22 protein-coding genes are annotated in these 18,927 nt (G+C 43.3%); 16 read left to right on the top strand and 6 right to left on the bottom strand.

The genetic code is table 11. From position 1 onward, the window contains the following. Nucleotides 1-23: 23 nt before the first annotated feature. Entirely contained in the window at nucleotides 24-944 is a 921-nt protein-coding gene (locus J0K78_RS00460) for a COX15/CtaA family protein (protein ID WP_206944952.1), read from the bottom strand. A gap of 417 nt (nucleotides 945-1,361) precedes the next feature. Between J0K78_RS00460 and cyoE the strand changes: the two genes are divergently transcribed. The 8 genes from cyoE to J0K78_RS00500 all read left to right on the top strand — a co-directional run bounded on the left by cyoE (nucleotide 1,362) and on the right by J0K78_RS00500 (nucleotide 8,505). Beyond that, the gene (gene cyoE / locus J0K78_RS00465; protein ID WP_206944953.1) at nucleotides 1,362-2,297 is read left to right on the top strand and encodes a heme o synthase; all 936 of its coding nucleotides are present in this window, start codon (nucleotides 1,362-1,364) and stop codon (nucleotides 2,295-2,297) included. A gap of 73 nt (nucleotides 2,298-2,370) precedes the next feature. Then, entirely contained in the window at nucleotides 2,371-3,426 is a 1,056-nt protein-coding gene (coxB, locus tag J0K78_RS00470; protein WP_206944954.1) for a cytochrome c oxidase subunit II, read from the top strand. 38 nt (nucleotides 3,427-3,464) lie between these two features. After that, nucleotides 3,465-5,336 (top strand): cytochrome c oxidase subunit I, encoded by a 1,872-nt coding sequence (ctaD, locus tag J0K78_RS00475; protein ID WP_206944955.1) that lies wholly within the window; start codon nucleotides 3,465-3,467, stop codon nucleotides 5,334-5,336. Further along, nucleotides 5,336-5,959 (top strand): cytochrome (ubi)quinol oxidase subunit III, encoded by a 624-nt coding sequence (locus tag J0K78_RS00480; protein WP_206944956.1) that lies wholly within the window; start codon nucleotides 5,336-5,338, stop codon nucleotides 5,957-5,959. The genes ctaD and J0K78_RS00480 overlap by 1 nt, the downstream gene beginning before the upstream one ends. Nucleotides 5,960-5,962: 3 nt before the next feature. Continuing rightward, nucleotides 5,963-6,289: a cytochrome c oxidase subunit IVB gene (gene ctaF / locus J0K78_RS00485; RefSeq protein WP_206944957.1), complete on the top strand. Its 327-nt coding sequence runs from the start codon at nucleotides 5,963-5,965 to the stop codon at nucleotides 6,287-6,289. 170 nt (nucleotides 6,290-6,459) lie between these two features. Next, a complete protein-coding gene (gene ctaG, locus J0K78_RS00490; protein WP_206944958.1) occupies nucleotides 6,460-7,359 on the top strand; it encodes a cytochrome c oxidase assembly factor CtaG in 900 nt (299 codons plus the stop codon). A gap of 29 nt (nucleotides 7,360-7,388) precedes the next feature. Continuing rightward, nucleotides 7,389-7,844 carry a DUF420 domain-containing protein gene (locus J0K78_RS00495; protein WP_089652781.1) on the top strand — a complete coding sequence of 152 codons (456 nt, stop codon included), beginning with the start codon at nucleotides 7,389-7,391 and terminating at the stop codon, nucleotides 7,842-7,844. Between the two features lie 121 nt (nucleotides 7,845-7,965). Continuing rightward, nucleotides 7,966-8,505: a GNAT family N-acetyltransferase gene (locus tag J0K78_RS00500; protein ID WP_206944959.1), complete on the top strand. Its 540-nt coding sequence runs from the start codon at nucleotides 7,966-7,968 to the stop codon at nucleotides 8,503-8,505. Between the two features lie 34 nt (nucleotides 8,506-8,539). On the opposite strand, the gene ytvI is transcribed toward J0K78_RS00500, so the two are convergent. Together ytvI and J0K78_RS00510 are read right to left on the bottom strand one after the other, a co-directional pair. After that, nucleotides 8,540-9,598, bottom strand: a complete 1,059-nt coding sequence (gene ytvI, locus J0K78_RS00505) for a sporulation integral membrane protein YtvI (RefSeq protein ID WP_206944960.1) — start codon at nucleotides 9,596-9,598, stop codon at nucleotides 8,540-8,542. Nucleotides 9,599-9,722: 124 nt separating this feature from the next. After that, the gene (locus tag J0K78_RS00510) at nucleotides 9,723-10,202 is read right to left on the bottom strand and encodes a YugN family protein (protein WP_160912998.1); all 480 of its coding nucleotides are present in this window, start codon (nucleotides 10,200-10,202) and stop codon (nucleotides 9,723-9,725) included. A 208-nt stretch (nucleotides 10,203-10,410) separates the two neighbouring features. Here J0K78_RS00510 and J0K78_RS00515 point away from each other — a divergent pair, with 208 nt between their 5' ends. The 4 genes from J0K78_RS00515 to J0K78_RS00530 all read left to right on the top strand — a co-directional run bounded on the left by J0K78_RS00515 (nucleotide 10,411) and on the right by J0K78_RS00530 (nucleotide 12,936). Beyond that, nucleotides 10,411-10,839 carry a CBS domain-containing protein gene (locus J0K78_RS00515; protein ID WP_160912999.1) on the top strand — a complete coding sequence of 143 codons (429 nt, stop codon included), beginning with the start codon at nucleotides 10,411-10,413 and terminating at the stop codon, nucleotides 10,837-10,839. 129 nt (nucleotides 10,840-10,968) lie between these two features. After that, complete coding sequence (locus J0K78_RS00520) at nucleotides 10,969-11,985, top strand: CAP domain-containing protein (RefSeq protein WP_206944961.1); 1,017 nt, start codon at nucleotides 10,969-10,971, stop codon at nucleotides 11,983-11,985. A 59-nt stretch (nucleotides 11,986-12,044) separates the two neighbouring features. Then, a complete protein-coding gene (gene ylbD / locus J0K78_RS00525; protein WP_206944962.1) occupies nucleotides 12,045-12,410 on the top strand; it encodes a spore coat protein YlbD in 366 nt (121 codons plus the stop codon). An 82-nt stretch (nucleotides 12,411-12,492) separates the two neighbouring features. Further along, nucleotides 12,493-12,936 (top strand): YlbF/YmcA family competence regulator, encoded by a 444-nt coding sequence (locus tag J0K78_RS00530; RefSeq protein ID WP_206944963.1) that lies wholly within the window; start codon nucleotides 12,493-12,495, stop codon nucleotides 12,934-12,936. On the opposite strand, the gene J0K78_RS00535 is transcribed toward J0K78_RS00530, so the two are convergent. Continuing rightward, nucleotides 12,933-13,262 carry a hypothetical protein gene (locus tag J0K78_RS00535; protein WP_160913003.1) on the bottom strand — a complete coding sequence of 110 codons (330 nt, stop codon included), beginning with the start codon at nucleotides 13,260-13,262 and terminating at the stop codon, nucleotides 12,933-12,935. The two genes, J0K78_RS00530 and J0K78_RS00535, sit on opposite strands and share 4 nt — an antisense overlap. A gap of 87 nt (nucleotides 13,263-13,349) precedes the next feature. On the opposite strand from J0K78_RS00535, the gene J0K78_RS00540 reads away from it, so the two are divergent. After that, nucleotides 13,350-13,628 carry a YlbG family protein gene (locus tag J0K78_RS00540; protein WP_202412414.1) on the top strand — a complete coding sequence of 93 codons (279 nt, stop codon included), beginning with the start codon at nucleotides 13,350-13,352 and terminating at the stop codon, nucleotides 13,626-13,628. 71 nt (nucleotides 13,629-13,699) lie between these two features. On the opposite strand, the gene J0K78_RS00545 is transcribed toward J0K78_RS00540, so the two are convergent. Then, on the bottom strand, nucleotides 13,700-14,089 hold the full coding sequence (locus J0K78_RS00545) for a DUF7147 family protein (protein ID WP_160913005.1): 390 nt from the start codon (nucleotides 14,087-14,089) through the stop codon (nucleotides 13,700-13,702). A gap of 625 nt (nucleotides 14,090-14,714) precedes the next feature. Between J0K78_RS00545 and J0K78_RS00550 the strand changes: the two genes are divergently transcribed. The 3 genes from J0K78_RS00550 (at nucleotide 14,715) to coaD (ending at nucleotide 17,659) form a co-directional block, all read left to right on the top strand. Continuing rightward, nucleotides 14,715-16,061, top strand: a complete 1,347-nt coding sequence (locus J0K78_RS00550; protein WP_206944964.1) for a hypothetical protein — start codon at nucleotides 14,715-14,717, stop codon at nucleotides 16,059-16,061. A 560-nt stretch (nucleotides 16,062-16,621) separates the two neighbouring features. After that, the gene (gene rsmD, locus J0K78_RS00555) at nucleotides 16,622-17,170 is read left to right on the top strand and encodes a 16S rRNA (guanine(966)-N(2))-methyltransferase RsmD (RefSeq protein ID WP_242517706.1); all 549 of its coding nucleotides are present in this window, start codon (nucleotides 16,622-16,624) and stop codon (nucleotides 17,168-17,170) included. Nucleotides 17,171-17,182: 12 nt separating this feature from the next. Further along, entirely contained in the window at nucleotides 17,183-17,659 is a 477-nt protein-coding gene (gene coaD / locus J0K78_RS00560; RefSeq protein WP_160913009.1) for a pantetheine-phosphate adenylyltransferase, read from the top strand. A gap of 25 nt (nucleotides 17,660-17,684) precedes the next feature. Here the strand turns inward: coaD and ylbJ are convergent, their stop codons facing one another. Then, nucleotides 17,685-18,896 carry a sporulation integral membrane protein YlbJ gene (gene ylbJ / locus J0K78_RS00565; RefSeq protein ID WP_242517672.1) on the bottom strand — a complete coding sequence of 404 codons (1,212 nt, stop codon included), beginning with the start codon at nucleotides 18,894-18,896 and terminating at the stop codon, nucleotides 17,685-17,687. Between the last annotated feature and the right edge of the window lie 31 nt (nucleotides 18,897-18,927).

The following is an 18,927-nucleotide window of genomic DNA, read 5'->3' on the forward strand; positions in this document are numbered from 1 at the left end:
GGCACTGAGGTTTTTAATTTGATTTACTTCACGGAACGTTCATATTTGGCACTTCTGGAAGACAGTAATAGGAAGTAGGATAAAACGCCGATATAAAGAGAAATAATCAGCGCATGCAGGAGAGCCAGACCCAAATGAACATAGGTAATAATAACGAACGCACCAACGAGTACTTGAGCTACCATAAGAATGGAAGCGAACACCCAGCCTTTTTGCATGATTGGGCTGTTCTTGTAATCTCTCAAAGCTTTCAACGTGAGTAGGACGGTCCATATCAGAACGCCTCCTGCGAGGGCGCGATGTCCCATTTGAATCCATTGAGCTGTCCCGTATGATGAAAAGTCGAAAGGGGATGCATTCGCACACATCGGCCAGTCCAGGCAAGCCATTGATGAGTAGGTGTGACGGACGAGTGCCCCTGTATAAACAACGATTAATGTATAGGCCGTTAAAGTATAAATATGAAACCTGAAGTCTTTTCGAATGCATAAGGACCGTGCATCGAATTTTCGGTCGATTTCAAATATGATCAACATCAGTAAGAGCACAGCAGCAAAGGACACAAGGGAAATGCCGAAATGGATAGCCAGTACAAAATCAGACTGTCCCCACTTTACGGCAGCAGCTCCGATCAAACCTTGAGCGAGCAGGAAAAAGAAAGCGAGAAAAGAGAGGAATTTCACCTCACGTATATGACCAATTTTCACCCAAGCCCGTATGGAAAGACCCAGTACCAGTAAGCCAACGCCGCCTGATACAAGGCGGTGGCTCAATTCTATGATTAAAGCAAGGTCAATGTTCGATGGGATCCATTCACCATGACATAAGGGCCAGCTGTTTCCACACCCCATACCTGAGTCAGTTTTAGTGACGAGAGCCCCGCCTAATAAAACGAGCAGCATACCTAATGTGGCAAGCACAGACAACAACTTCAATAATCGCATGGCATGAAGCCACCTCCATTCCGGTCAAAAGAACACGGAGGATATCATACCATTTTACCTCTCTAAAATCACTAAAGTCTTGAAAAAAACTTGCAATGTGAGTCAAGTTTTGCTAGAAATAAAAGGGTGTGTTTTATATAGCCACATCCTCACTTTCTCAGGTATTCCCACACACAGCGTTAAAATCGTTTAGAATGGTAGATACTAAGAGTGAGTGGTGTTTCACAAAGTTGTCACAAAAAAATAAAATTGTTGAGTTTAAATAGATAGAACTACGATTACATGATACAATTATTTTGATGTTTCTTGTCATCCTTAAGGATGTAAGAATGGAAATAGCCCTCGGTGATTTCATTGATAAATAATGACTCACAGGTTTTCTTCTTAAGAGGGTGGTAGAAGGAGGAAGATAATACGATGGACAATCCAAGAACAGTCGAATCTGCTTCTACAGAAATGATCCAAACAAAAACCAATGACCATTCTTTGTTAGCTGATATAAAGAGCTTGATCAAAGTCGGTATCATTAATTCTAATTTGATTACTACATTCGCAGGATTTTGGCTGGCTCTCCATTATACTGGTACACTATTTTTTGATCAGTGGGTCACTTTCCTGCTGACGATGCTCGGAACCGCTTTCGTAATTGCCGGCGGATGTATTCTTAACAATTGGTATGACAGAGACATTGACCCAATCATGTCACGGACGAACAATCGTCCGACAGTGACAGGAACGATGTCTTTATCATTTATAAAAACATTGGGGATCAGCGTATCCATTCTCGGATTTGTCACATTGCTCCTCACAACATGGCAAGCGGCCTTGTGGGGCGCATTTGGCTGGTTCGTCTACGTCGTCCTATACACGATGTGGACAAAGAGAAAGTACACGATTAATACAGTGGTTGGAAGCTTCTCAGGAGCTGTACCACCATTAATCGGTTGGGCTGCTGTTGATCCAGGATTGCAATTGGAAGCATTGATTCTGTTTCTCATTATGTTCATTTGGCAGACGCCTCACTTCCTGGCACTAGCCATGAAGAAGAAGGATGAATACAAAGCAGCTGGCATTCCGATGCTCCCTGTTGTGCACGGATTCGAGATGACAAAACGTCAAATCGTCGTTTATGTTGCTTGTTTGCTCCCATTACCGATTTATTTAGCTTCTCTCGGCACAGTCTTTCTCATTACGGCTTACGTGCTCTCTATCGGCTGGTTGGCTTTAGGGATTGCGGGCTTTTTCATGAAAGACGACTACAAGTGGGCGACATGGATGTTCATTTTTTCCTTGAACTATCTGACGATCATGTTCTTTATGATGGTCATCGTCACTTTGCCATTCCCATTTTAAAGAACTGACCTCCTAGCAGGAGGTCAGTTTCTAAATAAAAAAATGCATTACAAGAGAAAGAGAGGTATGACGCATGAGAGGTTGGATGGGAAAGTTCCGTTCATTATTCTTATTTGGTGCTCTAACCATGCTCCTTACCGGATGTGGTATTGAAAACATCAGTGCACTGAAACCAAAAGGGTATGGCTCGGAATTATTATTTGATCTTATGTTGATCAGTATTGCGATAATGATTTTCGTTTTCGTAATCGTTATGGCCATTTATGCTTTCGTTCTTCTCCGTTATCGTGAGAAGAAGGGACAGGAACACATCGTTCCGAAACAAACAGAAGGGAACAAAGCTTTGGAAGTGATTTGGACAGTCATTCCAATTATTTTGCTGCTAGTGCTTGCAATCCCTACTGTACAGGCGACTTTCGACCTCGCTGACCAATCGACGCAAGGAGATGAAGGCGTTTTAACGGTCGATGTTACAGGAAACCAATATTGGTGGCAGTTTGACTATGCGGATCAAGAGATCTCCACTAGTCAGGAAATCTACATCCCTACAAATGAAAGGGTATACTTAAACATGAAAGCCAGTGACGTGATCCACTCCTTCTGGGTACCTGCAATTTCGGGTAAGATGGATACCATCCCTGGTGAAAACATGAACACTATGTACTTAGAAGCTTATGAAGAAGGGGTTTATGAAGGATTTTGTGCTGAACTTTGCGGACCTTCCCACTCCTTAATGTACTTCAAAGTAATCGCTGTCAGCCCTGATGAGTTTGATCAATGGGTAGAAGACATGCAGAATATCGATCCTGAAGAGACAGCATCTGCAAGTGAAGGTCAACAGTTGTTCAACGACAACTGCATGAGTTGTCACGCAATTGGTGGCGCGTCAGCTGGTGTAGGACCGAACTTAGGGAACTTTGCAAATCGCGAGAAAATTGCAGGAGTCCTTCAGCCATCGAAAGATAACCTTGTCGATTGGATTCTTCATCCAGATGAAGTCAAGCCTGGTAACCAAATGCCACCACAGCTTGTCGAACCAGGAGAAGCAGAGAAAATCGCTGATTATCTTCTAGAGTTGGATCACTCGGATGTCGGAAACGATCTTGAAATGCAAAGCGTCGAAGAGTAAGTATTTATGAGTAAGAGGTTGAAAAGGGAGGTTAAAGCGTGAGTACTGCAGTAGCACAAAAACGTGGGCTCGGCGCTGTGATTTGGGATTACCTGACAACAGTAGACCACAAGAAGATCGCGCATCTTTATTTGGTCTCTGGGGGGCTGTTTTTCCTAATCGGTGGGCTCGAAGCCATGATAATTCGTATCCAGTTGATGAAGCCAGACAATGATTTCATTTCCGCTGGACTTTACAATGAAATGATCACAATGCACGGTACAACGATGATTTTCTTAGCGGCGATGCCGCTCATCTTTGCCCTTATGAACGCTGTTGTTCCTTTACAGATCGGGGCAAGGGACGTTGCCTTTCCATTTTTGAACTCCTTAGGGTTCTGGTTGTTCTTATTTGGAGGACTTTTATTGAACGTCTCCTGGTTTACAGGTGGTGCACCGGATGCCGGTTGGACCAACTATGCACCATTATCGACGACTTCACCCGGGCACGGGGTAGACTATTATGTTATGGGTCTCCAGATATCCGGTGCCGGAACATTAATTGGTGGAATTAACTTCCTTGTAACGATTGTAAACATGAGAGCACCAGGTATGACGTACATGCGGATGCCTTTGTTCACATGGTCTGTATTCGTCACAAGTACGTTGATTCTATTCGCTTTCCCAGCTTTGACAGTTGGACTATTCCTAATGATGTTTGACCGTATGTTCGGATCCGCATTCTTTGATGTAGGTCTTGGTGGTAATGCCATCATCTGGGAGCACTTATTCTGGATCTTCGGTCACCCGGAAGTATACATATTGATTCTTCCGTTGTTCGGAGCTTTCAGTGATATCTTCTCAACATTCTCTAAGAAACGTCTTTTCGGTTATTCAGCGATGGTATTTGCGACTGTCCTAATCGGTTTCTTAGGGTTCATGGTTTGGGCCCACCACATGTTCACGGTTGGTATGGGGCCAATTGCTAACTCCATTTTCGCAGTTGCGACAATGGCGATTGCCGTACCTACAGGAATCAAGATCTTCAACTGGTTATTTACGATGTGGGGCGGCCAAATTCGTATGACCGCTGCGATGCTATGGTCGATCGCCTTTATCCCTTCATTCACAATCGGTGGAATGACCGGGGTTATGCTGGCCGCAGCAGCAGCTGACTTCCAGTATCATGATACGTATTTTGTTGTCGGACACTTCCACTACGTTATAGTGGGCGGAGTTGCCTTTGGAATATTTGCAGCTCTACACTACTGGTGGCCGAAAATGTTCGGTAAAGTTTTGAATGAGAAGCTGGGTAAACTGGCATTCTGGCCATTCTTTATCGGTTTCCACTTGACTTTCTTTATCCAACACTTCCTAGGACTTATGGGGATGCCTCGTCGTTACTGGGTTTTCCTTGAAGGACAGGGACTTGCTACAGGAAACTTAATCAGTACAATCGGGGCATTCTTAATGGCTATCGGTACGATTATTTTCCTAATTAATGTCGTGTACACATCCGTAAAAGAGAAGAAAGCAGATGGAGATCCTTGGGAACATGGCCGTACTCTTGAGTGGTCAATTCCATCTCCACCTCCACACTACAACTTTGTACAGACACCGCTTGTACGTGGGCTTGATCCACTATGGGTAGAGAAGATGGATGGAAAAGAAGGCATGACACCTGCAGAGCCGCTTGGTGACATTCACATGCCTAACGCATCGATCCTGCCGTTTACGATGTCCTTAGGGTTGTTCATCGCCGGTTTCGGATTTATTTACCAAATCGATGATCCAATATGGTTGATCCCTGTGTTCGTAGGTATGGGAATCACACTTGGTTCTATGTTAATCAGATCCGTTAAAGATGACCTGGGTCACCATATTCATAAAGAAGAGCTTGAAGAAGATATTAAGAAGGGGGTTGGCAAATAATGAGTTCTGAAGATGTACTCAATCCAAAACGTATGCCGCACGATCCGGAAAAAGCCACCCTTGAAGGAAAGAATAAATTTATTGGCTTCTGGTTTTTCCTTGGTGGAGAAACCGTATTGTTCGCCAGTCTATTTGGTACGTACCTTGCTTTGAATGGTTCAACACAAGGGGAGAACACACCTGAGCACCTGTTCGGATTGGAGCTTGTTTTCATTATGACGATGCTCCTTCTGACAAGCTCATTAACCAGTGTTTATGCGATGTATCATATGAAGAATCAGGATTTCAAAAAGATGCAAATGTGGTTGGGAATCACAGTAGTTTTAGGACTCGGATTCCTTGGCATGGAAATTTATGAGTTCTATCATTACATCCACGAATATGGATTTACATTCCGATCTTCCGCCTTTGGATCAGCTTTTTACACGCTGGTCGGTTTCCACGGAGGACACGTTCTCTTTGGACTTAGCTGGATTGTGACGCTAATGATCCGTAACCAGAAGCGTGGATTGAACCTTTATAACGCGCCGAAGTTTTATATTGCAAGCCTTTACTGGCACTTCATCGACGTTGTATGGGTTTTCATCTTTACAGTTGTGTATCTTATGGGAAAGGTGGGTTAATCCATGACAGATCATTCTCATTCCAAACCCATTCATCATCGTGAGTATGAAAAGAAGCAACATCGTGAAGAAATGAAGCAGCAGGTTCTTACTTTTGCTTTGATGATTTTGTTTACATTAGTTGCTTTCGGAATGGTTATTATGGAAGTCAATTCTTACTTCATCATTCCGACATTGATTATCCTTGCTGTCGTACAGGTTGCCTTTCAGCTTTATTACTTCATGCACATGAAGAATAAAGGCCATGATATGGTTGCACTCATGATATACGGAGGAGCAGTGATCGCTGCTTTGACGATCATCACGTTTACATCCATCATCTGGTGGTAAGATTATATGTTTTATGAAAAAAGACCGGATCCCGGTCTTTTTTCTTTATTCGTCAGAGATCTATGACTAAATTATGAACAATACATGAATTCCTTATGTACGCTCGTTTTTTTGGCGATAATTAGGTAAAATGGAGAAGTACAAGTAAAACAATCTGGGGTGAGACACCAATGTGGTTAGAACTTCAAATATTTGGCTTCCGTGCTTTATGGAGCCCGTATTATTTCGTATTCGTTCTGTTATTATCCGCCTTGTATTTCTACATAACAGGACCAGGACGTAAAAAAGGATCGGACCGTCCGAGTGCGTTTCAGCAATTTATGTTCTATAGCGGAATGCTGCTTTTATACATCGTCAAAGGATCTCCTGTAGACTTGCTTGGGCATATCATGTTCACCGCCCACATGACGCAAATGGCCATCTACTATTTGCTGTTTCCGATCCTTGTCATCAAAGGGATTCCTATATGGATATGGGAAAAAGTTTTTGCAGCTAAAGGCTTGAAATCTGTGCTGCATCTTCTTACGAGACCGTTGATATCCTTGCTGCTTTTCAATGGACTATTTTCTATGTATCACATGCCTGTCGTTTTTGATTACGCAAAATCCAGCGATCTGGCGCACACAGTCATTACAACGATCATTTTGTTCGTCGCATTTTGTATGTGGATTGCTGTCTTTCCTCCACTCGAGCGACTGGACAGGTTAAGCCCGATTTTAAAAATCGGCTTCATTTTCGCCAATGGTGTGCTGATTACTCCGGCTTGTGGCCTCATCATTTTTGCTGGAGCACCGCTTTATGAAACCTACTCCGAAGCAGGTGCATGGATGCAGGCGATGAGTTTATGCGTACCTGCGGACGTTCTGAACGGTCTTTCATCAAACTTGAGTGGGCCGAACTATTTTACACCAATGCCACTGATTGAGGATCAGCAGTTAGGTGGAATCATCATGAAGATTGCGCAGGAGATAATTTTCGGTGCAATCATCGCTTATATTTTCTTCAGTTGGTTTAATAGGGAAAGAGATACGATTGATCCACTGCCAAGTCAAGTACAGACAGAATCTTAGAGAGTTGTAAGAGGGGAAGAGGTGGAAGTATGCCGTTATTGCCGACACTGAGTACATTCTTCATTGTATTAAGTGCTGTACTCGTCGCTATCGGTTGGGTACTGATTGTAAAAAACAAGAGAAGCTCGCATCGTAAAGTGATGATCGCAGCTGCTATCAGTGCTCTGACTTTTTTCATTATTTATTTAAGCCGCACGATTTTTGTGGGGAACACAAGCTTCGGGGGACCCGATGATGTGAAGATCTTTTATACGATCTTCTTGATTTTTCATATCTTACTGGCGACAGTCGGAGCTGTTTTCGGAATAGTGACTTTGACATTCGCTTTCAAACGTAAGATTAAGAAACATCGTAAAATCGGTCCTGTCACGAGTATCATCTGGTTTTGTACAGCAGTGACGGGAGTCGCCGTTTATCTGCTGTTGTACATTATCTACGATGGTGGCACGACAACAAGTATGATCAAAGCGATATTAGGGACATAAAAAACAACGGATCGTTGAATAGCGATCCGTTGTTTTTGGTTTATCTTGGGTTGGTAAAGGGAATGAGTGTATGGATGCATAAATTTCCATATACATAAAAACAGGAAAGGGATGACCCACTATGGAATTGAAGACAGAGAGATTACAGCTATTCCCGATTACTTTAGACCTTGCACAGACACTAATGAAAAATTCGCTCGCTTTTTATTATAAGTTCCAGCTGCCATGGAATAAAAACTGGCCTCATGACGGCTTGAAGGCGCTGATGCCCATGTATGCCGAACGCTTAGAGAACGACTCGGATGAATTGGGATTTGGTCCATGGGTCATGATTGACTCGGCAGGCGAGCATGTGATCGGAGATATAGGATTCAAAGGGAGACCAGATAGTGAAGGCAACGTAGAGATTGGTTACCATGTGGTTGCTTCAGAAAGAAATTACGGTTATGCTTCTGAAGCCGTTCAAACTCTTTGTGAATGGGCTTTTAACCATCCAGAGGTCGAGGGGATTGAAGCGCAGTGTGATAAAGATAATATCCCTTCACAGAAAGTGTTGATTAATAACGGATTTAATCATACGGGAAGAAGTATGGATATCCTCGTGTTTAAGAAAGAGAAAAAGATCCATCAAAAAGAAAATACGATGAATAAAGAATTTTAAAAACCTGAAGCGTCGCTTCAGGTTTTTTTCTTCTTTATAGTTTGTAGTTCCAACGAATGATGCCCGCTTCCTTAGCGGAGTTAAAAGCAATGACAACGAGCGGACCGAGGATGAATCCGAGGAGTCCGATTAATTGTAAACCTAGATACATGGCAATCAATGTGGCAAGTGGTGACAACCCGATATGTCTTCCCATGACCTTCGGTTCTACGGTCCTTCGGATAGCAAGAAGCACAATGGCCAGTAGTCCAAGTTTTGTCCCTATTGCAATATCCCCGACAATAAGCATATACACAGACCATGGTCCAAGGATGACAATGGAACCAATAATAGGTATGAAATCTATGGCCCAGATGATTAACGACATAATTAAAGCGACATCGGGCGCGATCCATAATAAACCGACCAATGATACAAAGAATATAACAATACTGACAAGAAATTGGGCTTTTAAAAATCCGAAAACCACATAGGAAAGACGTGCGTTCATGAATTTCACTTTTTCTGACGTCGCTTCTGTGAACTGATCGTGCATTTTATCCCTCAGACGTGGAAGTTCTAGCATGAACAAAAACAAGGCGATTAAATACACGAGAAAACTAACGAGAAGCTCAGGTATTTTAGCTGCTGCAGCGGCTATGTTGGACAGCTGCAGCTTTTCGGAAATAGCCGTCGTTGTCCTGTCGATGGCATTCATCATTTCTGCAGTCACTTTATCTACGAATTCTTTAGGCATCGATTGTGAAAAACTCGCCATGTGATTTTCCCAATCCAACAGCACATTATTGATTTGATTGATGTACTGGGGGGCATTATCCGCCAATTGTACAATTTGAGTAACGGCACGGGTTACAGCGAAGGTGCCCAAAAGACCAAGAAAGATAAGGAACAATAAGAAAACGATCGTGACGGACATTTTCCGGTTGATACGGAACTTAAACTGGACGAACCTTACCGCCGGATTTAAGAATAGTGCCGTAACGAAAGCGAGTATTAATGGAATAGAGACAGGTAAAATGAAATACCCTGCAATGATGAGTAAAGCGGAGATTAAGATTAAAATCCACTGTTTTTTTGATAGATATCGGAACAATTTATGTACGCGTCTCCTTTCCCCATAGGCCAATCCTAAATGCAGTCTTTACTTCCTTTTAAAAAAGTCGCTCACCATACAATGATGTGCGACTGTTGTTCATCCGGTAAGCGTGGATGAATGATTATATACGGCGATCGGAATCCGTGGACAGTTCTTCGACTTTCTTAAGAACTTCCTCGTTTTCGTTTTCTTCCGCCCATTTTTTAAGCTTGTCCAGGACCACATGTTCCGGCACTTGACTGTGGTATTTCTTCGCTGGTTCGCTCACTTTGGAAACCAATGATTTTGCTTTGGAAATGATACTGTCGGTAAACCCTTCCTGATGACCATATTCCACACCGTGCGGGTAGTAGTGGCGTCCTAGAAGCGGTTTCATCAAACGGACAACAGCATCTCCCTTATCTATATCCCCTTCAAGGGCAAATCCCTGAATACGGATATAATAAGTGATGTTTTTTTCTGGAGCGGGTATTTTATAATCGTATGTGACGCGCTCATAATCCCACGATCCTCCGAGGATGAATCCATTACTTTCCATGATTTCTGTCAATGGCTTATAGTCTACAACCAGACCTTCAATCCCAGTACCTTCTAATTTCATTTGTTCCACCTCGCAATTGTTATGTAACTTACCTCATTTTAGTATGAAAAGGTAATGCTTGCAATTTTGACATGACTAATGTCCTGCCATACGTTTAATATCTGTGATTACGTTCTCATTATACTATAAAAGGAAACCGGATGCATGTAATAAATTCGGTAAAAAGGGGACAATAAACATTGATCATGATTAATGAGGAGGATCTTTCATGAAAAGTGTAAAAGATATCATGACAAGCGATGTCTCCATCTGTCATACGAATGACCAGTTGAGTGACGCAGCTTCTATGATGAAAGAAAAGAATGTCGGCGCTATTCCTGTCTGTGATGATCAAGGAAACCTGATGGGTATGGTAACTGACCGTGACTTGGTTATTCGTGGATATGCAGCGAAAAAACCTGATTCTACACCGATTCAACAAGTAATGAGTGATCGTATGTACAGCTGTACACCGGATTGTTCATTAGAAGAGGCGAGCAGAATCATGGCTGAGCACCAGGTACGTCGTCTACCTGTAGTAGAAAACGGGAAACTGTCCGGTATCCTTTCTCTAGGTGACTTATCGACAGAAGAAATGTCCGACCATGCCGCGGGTGTTGCATTGCAGGATATCTCTGAACGTCCTGAGCTTCACTAATTACAAGGGCCTGCTTCTATGGGAGCAGGCTTTTTTCTAATGAATGGAATGAATCATCTCTTTCTAATCATAGCCCCCAATCGAGCCGCTTATACATAAAACAAATGGGTCTTTAACGAGGTGTCCGATATGATAAAAAAATCCGTAATCTTATGTTTGGTTATCCTTTTTTCTGTTGGTTTGTTCCTCTTATTGAATCCTCCTATAGAAAAACAAGTGGTCAAAGAGTTTTCAAAACCCACCATAGAAACGATCGGCCAGCCCGAGCCCGATAATGAAGCGGGATTTTTCTCGTTTCGTGGGTTATCCTCCAGTGCTTTACTGGATGAAATGGGAGAACCGCTGAGGAAAGACCCCAGTGAATATGGATATGACTGGTGGGTATATGGCTCGGATGAAGAGGTCGAAATGCAGTTCGGTATTCAGGACAGAGAAGTGGTGACAGGGGTTTTATTTAAGAAGGATGCGGGGCCGGTTCGTGTCCATGATTCTTATGAAGAGGTCGCTGAGTCTTACCCCTTTGAATCGTCCTATCGTCTGGATAGTGAAGGAGCTTATACCCTGGAGCTGACAGAAAAGGATATCGCTGAAAGGCCTGTGATTTCTTTAGGGGATCGCTGGTCAGCGCAGTTATACTTCGACAACGTAACCAAAGAAATCTTTGCGATTCGGATGTTGAGAAATGATGTTCTTCTCAAACACCAACCCTACAAAGTCGTCTATCGAGGCACTCTTCCTTTACAAGAGGTGTTGGACAAGAAAGCATGGAGCAGAATTGAAGATGGCATGGAAGCACAAATCCTTTTGATTACGAATGGCGTCCGTGCTATCCATGATGCCAGTCCTCTTTTAGAACATGAAGAAGCCTCTTTCGTTGCGTACGGACATAGTCGGGATATGGATCAAAATAACTATTTTTCTCACTATTCGAAAAATGGAGATGGTCTGAAAGAGCGGTTGGGTGAAATCTTATATGTGCGAGCGGGTGAAAACATTGCCTCTCAATATGTAGACGCCACCGCAGCGGTCCATGGGTGGCTGAACAGTCCAGGCCACAGAAAAGCTCTTCTTGATCCTCATTACACACACCTTGGTGTCGGCGTTCACGGGCGGTATTATACACAGAATTTCTTGACTGTCCCATGAACGCCCGTTTCTTTTCTGCATAGGCTATACTGTAGTTCTTACAGTGAGGTGTAAAAGGGATGAATACAAATGAATTGCACCCGAGCGTCCAGCAGTTCAAAGCCTTTGTCAACAAACACCCGAAAGTAAAGGGACAGTTGAGGAAAAATCATAAATTGATCCAAAGTTATTACGAGAAATATATGATCCTCGGCGAAGATGATCCTTTCTGGGAGTCCCTTCCATCTGCGAAAAAGGAAAACTCGACAGCGAAGATGGACTGGATCAAACAGCTGGGTGGTCTCATGGAAGAGATCAATTGGGAAGAGGTTTCAAGACAAATCGATGAACTGAACGGAGCAATCGGCCAGTTTCAACAGCTGATCACCAACGTCAAGAAAGAGTCAGGGAAGAATCAGAAGGAAATGGAGTACCCTTATTTCTAAAAAACAGGGCAGGTGGAAAAGATCTTTCATTTCCATCTGCTTTCCTATTTGATAAGATAGAAGATGGAGGTGGACATGTACTATGCTAGCTACAATGGAGATTGTCGATCTGCTGGACCACTCAGAATCAATTGGGCAGATGGTCATGCATTCAGAGACCATGCAAGAATACCAGGACGCTAAGACAGCTCTTGAGAATGATAAAGAGGCGCAAAGGCTCATTAAAAGCTTTGCAGACATGAAAGAACACTATGAGGATGTGCAGCGTTTTGGCCGTTATCATCCTGATTACAATACCATCATGAAAAAAGTCCGCTCCGTAAAAAGAGAGATGGACATGCATGAAACGGTAGCCCACTTTAAAAAAGCTGAACGAAATATCCAGAAACTGCTGGATGAAATCAGCGAAAGTGTAGCTTTCAGTGTAAGTGAGCAAATCAAAGTGCCGAAAAATGGCATGGCCCTTACCGACACAGGTTGCAGTGGCGGATGCGGAAGTGGCGGCAGCTGTGGTTGCGCATCTTAAGGATCAGTAAAACGAATACAGTCGTCGCATAAGTTCCCACAGCAGAACATTTTACGCTGGGGAACTAAAAAGCGGACGCGATAAACATAGAGCGCCTGATTCTTGCGTACATAGCTCATCGCAAGGGTCAGGCGTTTTCCTTTCATCGCTTTAGATGCACACCACTTTAAAATTTCTTCTATATCTTTTTTTGTCGTCCCTTCTTCCGGTTGAAGATAGACGAAAGGGATTCCCGCGACCTTTTTTAAAACCACCCCATTGATTTTATCCGATTTTTGTAAGAGCTCTTCAAAAACAAGGGATGCCCGTTCATGGTCTGTGAGCATGAACACCAACCTCCTCATTGCCGTAAGCGGGGATATTTGGTAAACTGACGTTAATCTATTATGTTCGATGGGGAGTAGAGTCAAACAATGATCCGAACTAAACGACAAGGACTAATCGTATATTTTCAACATATGAAAAACATCAGACAGATTAAGAAACATGGACATTTGATCCACGCATCTAAAAAAATGAAGTATGCCTTATTGTATGTGAATCAGGAAGATATCGAGTTTAAAATGGAAAAACTTGAACGCTTACCTTTCGTTTCCCGTGTTGTGCCTTCCTATAAACCGGATGTTCGCACGGAATATGAAGGAGCGAAGCCGGACAAAGCCAAACAGTACGATTATAAGATGGGTATCTGACTTCACAAAAAAAGCGTCCGCTCTAAAGCGGACGCTTTTTTTGATTGTGTAAAGTACAGGGTGAACCTGTTTCAGCTTAGTGGTGCAATGAATTTATTCATTCGTAGAATTCCAATTAAATGCTGATAAAAAAGTTCGGTCTCAGGAAAAAGGTTGGAAGGTTTAATAGTGAATTCTGCGATTTCCTTTCCTGCCTGCTCGACCATATCTTTATACATCTCAAAGCGTTGATTCGGCTTTTCGTGCGGGTTGGGGATGCCTTCCCTGCAAATATAAATCGGCTGGAATTTATCATGATGCGCAGGTTTCATCACTAAAGATAAGGAAGCGACCGGTTCGCCGTTTTTTTCACTGTAAAAAGCGATGGCATGCTGGATCCGTTCAGGCATCCGCGTCCCGAGGTCGATGAGTTCATAAATATCCGCATAGCCTTCGCCAAGTTCAATAAATTTTTGTATCATAGATATGTACATCCTTTCTAATCAGTTCTAATATTCATTGATTATTAGTTATTCAAGTATATGGCAGGGTAGTTAAAGACTCAGTTTCGAGATGTTTATTGAGTGGATGGGGCTGCAGGGAATAACTCGCTTTCCGCGGGAGCGCGGTGAGCCTCCTCGGACTGCGTCCTGCGGGGTCTCACCCTGCACTTTTTTCCCGCAGGAGTCTCGCCATTCCCCTATGCCCCTTTGCTATATCAGAGTCTCGAAACCACTTAAAAAAATCAGCTTGTATGACTGTGAGAAGTGGATTATATTAATTCTCCCTCAAGGGCTTTAAGATCGTAAATGCTTGAAACAGAGCGCTTTAAGCCTGCTTAGGAGGGGGAGAGTGGCAGAACTCTCTCTCGGTATAGGGGTTCGGATCTCCCTTACATGGAATGGGGTGGTTGGAAAGCGAGTTGCTTCCAAGCCACCCTAACGCTCAACCAGGCAACGAAACCCGGAAGCATCTGAAACTGAGTCTTCTACAATCGGGAGCTTATCTGCAATAAACATTGAGATATAAGAGAGCAGTCTATTAAACAATCAAATTAAAGGTAGCACGAAAGCTTGTGCATGTAAATTGGAAAAGGAGGGGAGAAGGATGAAGCTCTTATGGATTCCGTTTACTTTACTTCTCAGTGTGTCCACCCTCATGCTCCTTTATCATTGGGACCGAGCAGAAGCGGGTAGCCAAGATGGCAATATACATTCAAATTTGGGCGTTTCCATGACTGTCAAGGAGAATAAGCTCCAGTTTGGCTATACATATGAACATTTAAAAGCAGGGATCTACACGCTCGAGACGCCGGAAAAAGCAACAGCAATGGTCTGTTCGCAACAAGGGGGAACATGTCGTATAACTAATCAAGAAACTCCAGAAATGATCTTAGAGAAGGAAGGGGAAGTTCTTGTTGGTTATACAATACCAATGCCTGAGAATGAGGTCATCAACGACTGGATGTTAGTGTTGAAAAAAGAGGGCCGTGTGATGCAGCTTCCCTTTTCATTGACCATTCAGGATTTTGATGCCATGAAAAACCCATGGCTTGTACCTGCCGAAAAGAAAAGTGATATTCAGATGGAGAACCTTCGCTATTACAAGTTCTCTTCCTTGGACGAATCACTGCCTCTCACAAGAAAAGACGGAATCTCCTCATGGGAGGAAGAAGACAGTTTAGTTACATATAAAACAGGGACAGAGCTTTCTGACGAAGTCAAACAGGAGTTGCGAAATTTTCTGGCGTTGACTGATTCCGTTTTGATTCAGCTTGATCAGCCCTCTACTAAAGTATCCGAGAAACTTATGGAGGTTGAAGGAAGAGATGTTATGGGGATGCGGGTGGAATACGTATTGGAACATTTGAGAAAAGTCACCGCAGAGGAAAATCCTTGGGAGATAAAGATTCTAAAAGATGTTTTTACAAAAAAGAAAACAAAAATGGCGAAGGAAATAGACGCATCGCTGTCGGATGAAGAGCTGGAGGAGTGGGAAATACGTCTGCTTCAAGCCGAAAATATAGATGATTTAGGAGTATTTCTTGATGAAGAGCTATCCGGTGTATTTGGAACAGATATCTCCTATTTCCAAAACTATAAGGCGCCCACAAAAGATAAACTGCACTACGCAGAAGCACAGCGTGTCTTTAAGGATGATCAGTTAGTCACTGACCACTTCATTCATTATCATGGCTCAGCATATCTTTCCTTAACTGATATCAGTCGTAGAATGGGTTTTGAACTTACGGAAATAGAACAAAGGTCGGTTTATCGTGTAGAAGTTCCCGGAAAAGAGTATGTATTTTATGTCGATCAACCGACGTTTGTCGTCAATAAAGAGAGCTTCGGGATGGGGGAGGATTTATTAATCATGGTAGAAGATACTCCATATATAAAAGGGCAGGACCTTCAGGAGTTATTTGATATGAACCTCACGACCCGCTGGAAATAATCGCAAAAAAATAGGGTCGCCCATCACGGGCGACCCTGCTTTTCTGTATCATCAGAGATGAAACAAAAAAGTAAAGGGAGAGGAGAAACCGGAGGAAGAGCTTATGGGGATGTAAGCCTTCTCCGTTTTCAGAAGCAGTATCATCCGCTTCAAGTGCTAGTATGTACCTTGGTGAACCACCTTATTCATTGAATTGAAAAAAATGTTCGAGAAACCAGGTTGGCGTGTTCTGCCCGCGCACTTCTACACCCTGTCAATCCGGTTCCAGTGCCCAGACACTCGAGACATAAGCAATTCTGCTCTGTGGGAAAGAGCCCTACTACGCAGCTTTGCTTATGCTTGTCGTGTCTACCGGGGCACTTCCACACCCTATACCATCCAGCTCCAGTGCCTAGCCCCTCGAGGTCTTAAGCTCAAACGTTCCGTGAAAAAGGACGCTTCACTGCACGTTTGTTCTTAAGCTTGTCGGGGCTGCCCAAGGCACTTCCGCTTTAGAACTTCCCTGCAGTGTTTGTTTTGTGGTAGGATTATGGGGAATGATGACAAGTGAGGTGTACAGGATGCGAGTGATTGCTGGTGAATTTAAGGGACGTCCATTGAAATCTGTCCCTACGCATAAAACCAGACCGACGACAGATAAGGTGAAGGAAGCGGTCTTTCATGGAATTGGACCTTTTTTCGAGGGCGGTAAAGCGCTGGATCTGTTTGCTGGAAGTGGTGGTCTTGGAATCGAAGCTTTAAGTCGTGGTGTGGAATCGTGTGTGTTCGTCGATCAACAGCAAAAAGCGATTCAGACCATTTATGAAAATATAAAAACGCTCGATATCAATGAGCGGACAGAAGTTTTCAAAACCGATGCTATGCGAGCCATCAAGGCAGCTGGAAAACGGGGATTGACATTTGATTATATTTTCCTGGATCCACCCTATAAGAAGTTCTCATATCAGGACTTAATGGAAGCGCTTTTAGAATTTGAACTGGTGGGAGAACAGGCAATCATCGTTTGTGAACACGATGCTTCAGAAGTAATCCCTGAAGAAGTAGGACGTTTGAAGCGTATGAAAACTGATCATTATGGGAGTAATATCGGTGTATCGATTTTTGAGTAAGGAGAGAAGGGTATGACACGTATTGCGATTTGCCCGGGAAGTTTTGATCCCGTTACATATGGACATTTGGATATTATCCGCAGAGGGGCCAAAGTCTTCGATCACGTCATCGTAGCGGTTTTTAACAATCAGAGTAAAGCTCCTCTATTTGATGTGAACGAACGTACGAAATTATTGGAAGAAGTAACCAAAGACATGGACAATGTTTCCGTAGATGCCTGCAGTGGGCTCTTGATGGATTATGCTGAGGAAAAAGGGGCTCATGCCATCATTCGAGGTTTGAGGGCTGTGAGTGATTTTGAATATGAAATGCAGATCACGTCCATGAACAGGAAGCTGAATGAGGATATTGAAACGTTTTTCGTGATGACAAACAATCAATATTCTTTCTTGAGTTCCAGCATCGTCAAAGAGGTAGCAAAATACCGAGCCAATATCAGTGACCTTGTTCCACCGCCTGTAGAAAAGGCCCTTTCAGAGAAATTTTAAGAAGAAATAAAACGATCTCTACGGATTACACACGTAGAGATCGTTTTTTGGTTTTCCGCTCACTATTCCATTTTACTGCGATCATAAGCATGATCATGAGCAGTGTGATCGGTGGTCCATAATGATTGAAAAATTCGAGAATGGGTGTGGTGAAGTTCTCGTTCGGGTTCCAAATCGGCATGCTTTGTTGCTGAAAGGGACGGTAGACGAAATACAGTATATAAATAAGCCCAGCGGCAACAATCCCATGAGCAATCCTAGCTAATGCATATGGTTTGAAGCGAATGTCGGTTTCTGCGAGAATGCTTGCGATTTGAGCCTGAATTGAAAATCCATGAAAACCGAGAATGAAGCTCACAATCAAAAGCTGGGCGAGCAATGGTTCATGTGTTTCGGTAATCGCGCCAATGCCGGTTGTTAATTCCAACATGCCAGCTGTAAAAGGAACATGGAAAGTTTCCGGCAATCCTGTATAGAAGAGCAGGTGAGAAAAAATATGAATGGCACCCGTTTGTTTTAACAATTCCGTGAGTACGGAAAAAAGCATGATAAATCCACCGACCATAAGAAGCGTGTCCACAGATCGAGTGACCGCATCCCCCATCAATTTCCCCAGTGTCCGGCCATCATCTAATCGGGATTGGTGCATCTTACTGAACGCATCTTTCCATGAAGCAGAAGCCCGGTCCATGCTTCTTTCCTGATCATTTCTTTTATAATAACGCATGCCTATGCCCACTAAAAAATTTCCTCCATAATGGGCGATGGCAATGATGACACCAAGGCTGGCATCGTGGAAGAATCCTACAGCGATCGCCCCGAAAATGAAAAGTGGACTGGAAGCGTTTGTGAAAGCAACAAGTCTTTCAGCTTCAGCTCGGGTCACTTGTCCTTTTTTCCGCAGGTCAGCTGTCCATTTCGCTCCAGACGGATAGCCGCTTGCCATTCCCATTACCCATACAAACCCACCACATCCAGGTACATTAAACAATGGTCTCATAAACCGTTCACTAAGAGCTCCAAGCCCATGTACCACACCGAAGCCGATTAAAAATTCTGCCGTGATAAAAAAAGGTAAAAGAGAAGGGAAGACAATTTCCCACCAAAGATCAAGGCCCCGCAGACTAGCGGATAGAGCATCACGTGGATATAGAATCAAGGAAATCGCAAGCGCCGTAGCGAGGAGCGTCAATGCGACGGTTTTCAATTTGGAAATCGAGAACGCCTCCTTAGACATGGCTGTTTTCTGTACTTCTCATCATAGGAAT

The organism is Halobacillus sp. GSS1, from assembly GCF_017307035.1.
Lineage (GTDB): Bacteria > Bacillota > Bacilli > Bacillales > Halobacillaceae > Halobacillus > Halobacillus litoralis.